This window comes from Streptococcus parasanguinis, from assembly GCF_001578955.1.
Classification (GTDB): domain Bacteria; phylum Bacillota; class Bacilli; order Lactobacillales; family Streptococcaceae; genus Streptococcus; species Streptococcus parasanguinis_U.
This window is the reverse complement of record NZ_KQ969756.1, coordinates 1-347: the sequence shown is the minus strand read 5'-3', so window position 1 is coordinate 347 and position 347 is coordinate 1. Positions and strand designations below refer to the sequence as shown.

At 37.8% G+C, this 347-nt stretch carries 1 pseudogene; it reads left to right on the top strand.

Features of this window, described 5'->3' with window-relative positions:
* Window positions 1-329: pseudogene (locus tag SPADD19_RS11105) on the top strand (amino acid permease); the annotation flags it as partial.
* Window positions 330-347: the final 18 nt, after the last annotated feature.

The window sequence follows — 347 nt, the reverse complement described above, 5'->3', positions numbered from 1 at the left end:
CGATTGTAGTTGCTGTTTCAGCCTTTATCAATGTCTTGCCAGGTGTCTCAGATGCTTTTGCCTTGATTACGGCATCTTCTTCTGGTGTCTACATTGCTATTTACATTTTGACTATGCTTGCCCATCTTAAGTACCGTAAATCGAAAGAATTTATGCCAGATGGTTTTGTCATGCCAGCCTATAAAGTGTTGAATCCATTGACCATTGTTTTCTTCCTCTTTGTATTCGTTTGTCTCTTCTTGCAAGAATCAACATACATTGGAGCGATTGGAGCAACCATCTGGATCATTCTTTTTGGGATTTACAGCAATTGGAAACATAATAAATAAACAACAAAACTCACCAAA